6 protein-coding genes are annotated in these 5,547 nt (G+C 70.2%); 4 read left to right on the top strand and 2 right to left on the bottom strand.

The genetic code is table 11. From position 1 onward, the window contains the following. The first annotated feature begins 266 nt into the window (after positions 1 to 266). Complete coding sequence (locus AB0C29_RS31160) at positions 267 to 482, top strand: hypothetical protein (protein ID WP_360827626.1); 216 nt, start codon at positions 267 to 269, stop codon at positions 480 to 482. Between the two features lies 1 nt (position 483). Here the strand turns inward: AB0C29_RS31160 and AB0C29_RS31155 are convergent, their stop codons facing one another. Further along, entirely contained in the window at positions 484 to 1,185 is a 702-nt protein-coding gene (locus AB0C29_RS31155; RefSeq protein ID WP_360827623.1) for a hypothetical protein, read from the bottom strand. 54 nt (positions 1,186 to 1,239) lie between these two features. On the opposite strand from AB0C29_RS31155, the gene AB0C29_RS31150 reads away from it, so the two are divergent. Continuing rightward, a complete protein-coding gene (locus AB0C29_RS31150; RefSeq protein WP_360827620.1) occupies positions 1,240 to 1,671 on the top strand; it encodes an ASCH domain-containing protein in 432 nt (143 codons plus the stop codon). 124 nt (positions 1,672 to 1,795) lie between these two features. Further along, positions 1,796 to 2,287, top strand: coding sequence for an excalibur calcium-binding domain-containing protein (locus AB0C29_RS31145; protein WP_360827617.1), 492 nt, complete (start codon positions 1,796 to 1,798; stop codon positions 2,285 to 2,287). Here AB0C29_RS31145 and AB0C29_RS31140 read toward each other — a convergent pair whose 3' ends face one another. Then, positions 2,288 to 3,634: a ferredoxin reductase family protein gene (locus AB0C29_RS31140; RefSeq protein ID WP_360827614.1), complete on the bottom strand. Its 1,347-nt coding sequence runs from the start codon at positions 3,632 to 3,634 to the stop codon at positions 2,288 to 2,290. Between the two features lie 120 nt (positions 3,635 to 3,754). Here AB0C29_RS31140 and htpG point away from each other — a divergent pair. After that, a partial coding sequence (htpG, locus tag AB0C29_RS31135) for a molecular chaperone HtpG (RefSeq protein ID WP_360827611.1) occupies positions 3,755 to 5,547 on the top strand: 1,793 nt, incomplete at its 3' end.

The following is a 5,547-nucleotide window of genomic DNA, read 5'->3' as shown; positions in this document are numbered from 1 at the left end:
CTCGCCGCGCCCCCACCCGGCACGCCGCAGAACCGGGCGGACCTGACCGCGGCCGTCCACGGTCTGCTCCGCGCCGCGGTTGCTTAGGGCTCTTACGCTGCGTTGACCATCCGGCCGGTAACGATGGCTGGAAGGGCCAGGTGACTACCAGCTGTAACATCGCCTAGAGTGGCCCGGTCGGCCGCCGCTGACGTACCGAGCAGGAGATCACCGTGCATTTGAGCGAAGTCGCCATGGCTGCGGCTATCACCCTGAGTATCGCAGGCGTGTCTTACGCTGCGTTGAATACCGATCGGCTCCGCGGCACCGCCGAGACCGTGGCGGGTCAGGCCTCGTGCCGGACCGTGGACGAGGCCATCCTCGGCTACGTGGCGCAGCACGGCACCGCGCCCACCACGGTCAGGCAGATCCAGCCGTGGGTGAAGGGCGACATCTCGGCGTACCGGATCGTGCAGGGCCGGGCCGCCGGACCCGGCTGCTGAATCACGGCTCCGGGTCGGCCTGGATCTCGACCCGGTGCCGGAGATACTCGTCGTCGGAGGTCCGGGCGATCTCCAGCGCGCGGGTCACGAGCTCCTGTAGCTCTGCCGGGTGCGACGCGCGTCGCAGCGAAAGGTTCGGCAGGATGCACCGGCGCAGATCGAGGTCGTCCTCGTCGACGAAGCGGCGCAGGGCGGCTTTCGCCGTACGCCGGCCCAGCTCCCGGTAGCTGTCGCGTTCGGCTGCGCTCTCCGGGGTCAGGATCCTGGTGCCGGGCTGGTAACGCAGGCCGATGGACGTCCAGTACATGGCGCGGATGGCGCCGGCCGCGTCGGCGACGGTGCCGTCCTCCAGGTATTCGGTCAGGGCCACCCGGACCCGGCGCCGCCCGTACGCGTCGATCGCGGGCCGGATCAACTGACTCACATGGCTCGGGTCCGGCTCGTGCACCGCGGCCCGCATCAGCGGCTCGAACCACTCGTCCGGCGCGGCGCCCGCCTTGGCGCGGGCCTTGACGGCTGCGCCGACGACCCGGCGGGCGCGGTGCCGCCACAGCCGGCGTTCGGCCGGCTCTTCCGACCACAGTGGCGGCTCGGCGCCGGTGAGCCGCAGCAGCTCCCCCAGCAGGACCTCGTAGGCGGCGGAACGGTCGACGGTCCGGCCCGGCAGCGGCTGGAACTCCGTGGGTGGCTCGTCCGTCGGCATGCCCCGCAGCGTAACCGGCAGGCGCGGCCGTCGAGGGATCCGTAGGCTGCCGGCATGGATCTCGACGCCGAACCGGCCTACTTCGCTTTCCCCGGCCCGCTGCGCGACCAGCTCGTCGGCGCGATCCTGACCGGCGCCAAGACCTCCACCTCCAGCCTGGTCGCCGACTACGAGCACCACAACGAGCCGCTGCCGCGGGTCGGCGAGCGGTCGGTGGTGATGGACTCGCAGGACCGGCCGGTCGCGGTCATCGAGACGACCGAGGTCCGGGTCGTACGGCTCCGCGACGTCGACCTGCAGCACGCCGTCGACGAGGGTGAGGGCTTCGAGTCGGTGGCCGCCTGGCGCGCGGACCACGAGAATTTCTGGCACAGCGCCGAGGCCCGCGCGGACCTGGACGACCCGGCCTTCACCGTGGACGACGACACCCTGATGGTCGCCAAGCGCTTCCGCCTGGTCGAGATCCTCCCGCCACCGCCCGCCTGAGCCTCACCTCCGTTGCGGATCGGACAGAAACGTCGGCCGAACGGTTCTTACGCGCCCTCGGTCCACGGTGGATCCTGCATGGACACCGGCGTCGTCCCGCCGGATCGTTCCCGCTGGAGGAACCATGAGCAGTCTCACCAAGGGTGACAAGCAGGTGATCACCGGCCTCGGCGTGCTGCTGGTCGTCAGCCTGTGCGCGGGTGTCCTCGGAATCGGCGCCGCCGCCGAGGACGCCGGCTCACCCACCTCGACCCGCACCACGGACACGGCCGCCGAGCAGGCCCGGATCCTGGGCCAGGCCGGACAGCCGGCCACCGGTTCACCGCTGCCCGCCACCAGCACACCGGAGGCAGCACCGGCGACCTCCACCGCGACGCCCACCGCGGCGCCCACGCTGACCGTGCCGGCCGAGCCGAAGCCGAAACCCAAGCCGAAGCCGAAGCCGAAACCGAAACCCAAGCCCAGGCCGAAGAAGACGACCAAGCCCGCCCCGGCCGAGGTCTACTACGCCAACTGCACGGCGGTGCGGGCGGCCGGCGCGGACCCGATCCACCGCGGCGACCCGGGCTACAGCCGCAAGCTGGACCGCGACGGCGACGGGGTCGCCTGCGAGTAGTCAGCTCGCCAGGCTGAAGCGTTCCGAGTGCACCTGGGCCGCCGGCACCTTCAGGGCCCGCAGGCTGCGCAGCACCGCGTCGGTCATCGCCGCCGGGCCGCAGACGTAGACATCCCGGTCGGTGATGTCCGGGACCAGCGCCAGCAGGTTCTCCGGGGCGAACGGGGTGTTCGGCGGGGTGCCCGCACCGGTGCGGCCGGTCAGGACGTGCAGCCGGGCGCCTCGCGACTTGGCCAGGTTCTGCAGTTCGCCGAGCAGGACCGCCTGCTCGGTCGTGGCCGCGCGGTACAGCACCGTCGTCGGGCCGGTCGCCTCCTCCAGCAGAGCCCGGATCGGCGTGATGCCGACACCGCCGGCGATCAGCAGGGTGGCCGGTTTCGTGCGGCTGAGGGCGGTGAAGGCGCCGTACGGGCCCTCGGCGAAGACCCGGGTGCCGACCGGGACCGTCCGCAGGCGGGCGCTCGCCGAACCCACCGCCTTGGCCGTCAGGCGTAGCGTGCGGCCGTCCGGGGCGGCCGACAGGGAGAACGGGTTGGCCTCCCACCAGCGGCCGTGGCCGAGGAACCGCCAGATCATGAACTGGCCGGCGCGGGCCGGCAGCTTGTCGAGGTGCTTGCCGGTCACGTAGACGGAGACGACGTTGTCGGACTCGGGGACCACGGCCGCGACCCGGAACTGGTGGCGTGCGTTGCGGACCAGGGGCAGCACGATCCGGCCCACGATCAGGGAGCCCAGGGCGAAGACCCACAGCGCCCACCAGTACGCCTCGGCGAGCGGTGACGAGGTGAACGTCGAGACCTCGGTCAGCTGGTGGATCAGGGCGAAGACGATGGCCACGTACAGCAGCAGGTGCACCGTGTGCCAGGCCTCGTACGACAGGCGGCGGCGGGCCACGCGTACCGAAAGGCCCGCCGCGACCAGCACGATGCCGGCGGCCAGCATGCCCAGCAGGACCGGCAGCTGGCCGCTCAGGGCCTTGAACTCTTTCAGGGGCGTGCTGCTGTATTCGCTGGCGTAGCCCAGCAGGACGAAGGTCGGGTGCAGCAGGACCAGCCAGAACAGGGTGAAGCCGGTCCACCGGTGCCACGAGGTGAGCCGGTCCATGCCGATCCGCCGGTCCAGCCAGCCGATCCGGGCCACCAGCAGGAGTTGCAGGATCATCACCAGTGCCAGGTGCAGCCCCAGCCACTTGCCGAAGCCCAGGATGGCGTTCTTGGCCGGGTCGGCGGTCAGGAACACCGTCTCGACGATGAGCACGTTGACCGCGACGACCGACCACAGGACCAGGCGACCGGTCAGCGCGGGGGACAACCCGGCGGGGGCGGTGGCGTGGGGCGCAGCGGTCATGGTGACTCCCAGTCCGGACGGAAGGCCGTCAGTTCAGCACGGCGGGGCGATCCGGGGGAAGGCCGGTCACTGTCAGGTCATACGATCGCTGCGGAACGACAAACCGGCACGGAGGGTGTTATGAGTTCGGAGACGCTGGAATTCCAGGCCGAGGCGCGGCAGCTGCTGCAGCTCATGGTCCATTCGATCTACTCGAACAAGGACATCTTCCTGCGGGAGCTGATCTCCAACGCCTCCGACGCGCTGGACAAGCTGCGGCTCGCGGTGCTGACCAGCGAGCTGGAAGCCGACACCGCCGACCTGCACATCGCGCTGGAGGTGGACGCCGAGGCGCGCACGCTGACCGTGCGGGACAACGGGATCGGCATGTCGCGGGACGAGGTCGTCGCGCTGATCGGCACCATCGCCAAGTCCGGCACCGCCGAGATGCTCAGCCGGCTCAAGGAGAGCAAGGAGTCGGCCGAGCTGATCGGCCAGTTCGGCGTCGGTTTCTATTCCACGTTCATGGTCGCCGACAAGGTCACCCTGGTGACCCGCAAGGCGGGCGAGAGCGAGGGTACGCGCTGGGAGTCGGCCGGCGAGGGCACCTACACGATCGAGTCCGTGGCCGACGCCCCGCAGGGCACCGCGGTGACCGTCCACCTGCGTCCCAAGGACGAGGAGGACGCGCTCTACGACTACACCGATGAGTGGAAGATCAAGGAGATCGTCAAGAAGTACTCCGACTTCATCGCGTTCCCGATCCGGATGGGGGACCAGACCCTCAACTCGATGAAGGCGCTGTGGGCGCGGCCGCGCTCGGAGGTCAAGGACGAGGAGTACACCGAGTTCTACCGGCACATCAGCCACGACTGGACCAACCCGCTCGAGACCATCCAGATGAAGGCCGAGGGCACCTTCGAGTACGAGGCCCTGCTGTTCATCCCGTCGCGGGCCCCGCACGACCTGTTCCAGCGCGACGGCCGCCGCGGCATCCAGCTCTACGTCAAGCGCGTCTTCATCATGGACGACAGCCGTGAGCTGATGCCCGACTACCTGCGCTTCGTCAAGGGTGTGGTGGACGCGGCCGACCTGTCGCTCAACATCTCCCGCGAGATCCTGCAGCAGGACCGGCACATCCAGCTGATCCGCCGCCGGCTGGCCAAGAAGGTCCTCAGCACCATCAAGGACCTGCAGACCAAGGAGCCGGAGAAGTACGCGACCCTGTGGCGCGAGTTCGGCCGCGCGATCAAGGAGGGCCTGCTCGGCGACGCCGACGACCAGAAGGCCATCCTCGACGTCGCGTCGTTCGCCTCCACCGCCGGCAGCGAGCCGACCACCCTGGCGGCCTACGTCGAGCGGATGCCCGAGGGCCAGGACGAGATCTACTTCATGACCGGCGAGACCCGCGCGCAGGTGGAGAACTCCCCGCACATGGAGGCGTTCACGGCCAAGGGGTACGAGGTCCTGCTGCTGACCGACCCGGTGGACGAGATCTGGGTCGACGCCGTCCCCGAGTACGACGGCAAGAAGCTCCAGTCCATCGCCCGCGGCTCGGTGGACCTGGCCTCGGAGCCGGCCTCGGAGGAGAAGTCGGGCGAGTTCGCCCCGCTGCTGACCTGGCTCGGTGAGACGCTGACCGACGAGGTCAAGGAGGTCCGGCTCTCGACCCGGCTGACCACCTCCCCGGCCTGCCTGGTCAGCGACGCCGACGACATCACTCCGACGCTGGAGAAGATGTACCGGGCGATGGGCCAGCAGGTGCCGCCGGTCAAGCGGATCCTCGAGCTCAACCCGGACCACCCGTTGGTCAGTGGCCTGCGCACGGCCCACGAGCAGCGCGCCGACGACCCGAACCTGCCGGAGACCGCCGAGCTGCTGTACGGCACGGCGCTGCTGGCCGAGGGCGGCGACCTGGCCGACCCGGCGCGTTT

The sequence above is a fragment of the Actinoplanes sp. NPDC048791 genome, assembly GCF_040650095.1.
Classification (GTDB): Bacteria; Actinomycetota; Actinomycetes; order Mycobacteriales; family Micromonosporaceae; genus Actinoplanes.
The sequence above is the reverse complement of the archived record's forward strand: the minus strand, read 5'-3'. Positions and strand labels throughout refer to the sequence as shown.

Bases quoted from the DNA above. Each gene is read 5' to 3' on its own strand.
- AB0C29_RS31145 (WP_360827617.1), top strand. From the start codon at position 1,796: ATGAGCAGTCTCACCAAGGGTGACAAGCAGGTGATCACCGGCCTCGGC.
- AB0C29_RS31140 (WP_360827614.1), bottom strand. From the start codon at position 3,634: ATGACCGCTGCGCCCCACGCCACCGCCCCCGCCGGGTTGTCCCCCGCG.
- AB0C29_RS31155 (WP_360827623.1), bottom strand. From the start codon at position 1,185: ATGCCGACGGACGAGCCACCCACGGAGTTCCAGCCGCTGCCGGGCCGG.
- AB0C29_RS31150 (WP_360827620.1), top strand. From the start codon at position 1,240: ATGGATCTCGACGCCGAACCGGCCTACTTCGCTTTCCCCGGCCCGCTG.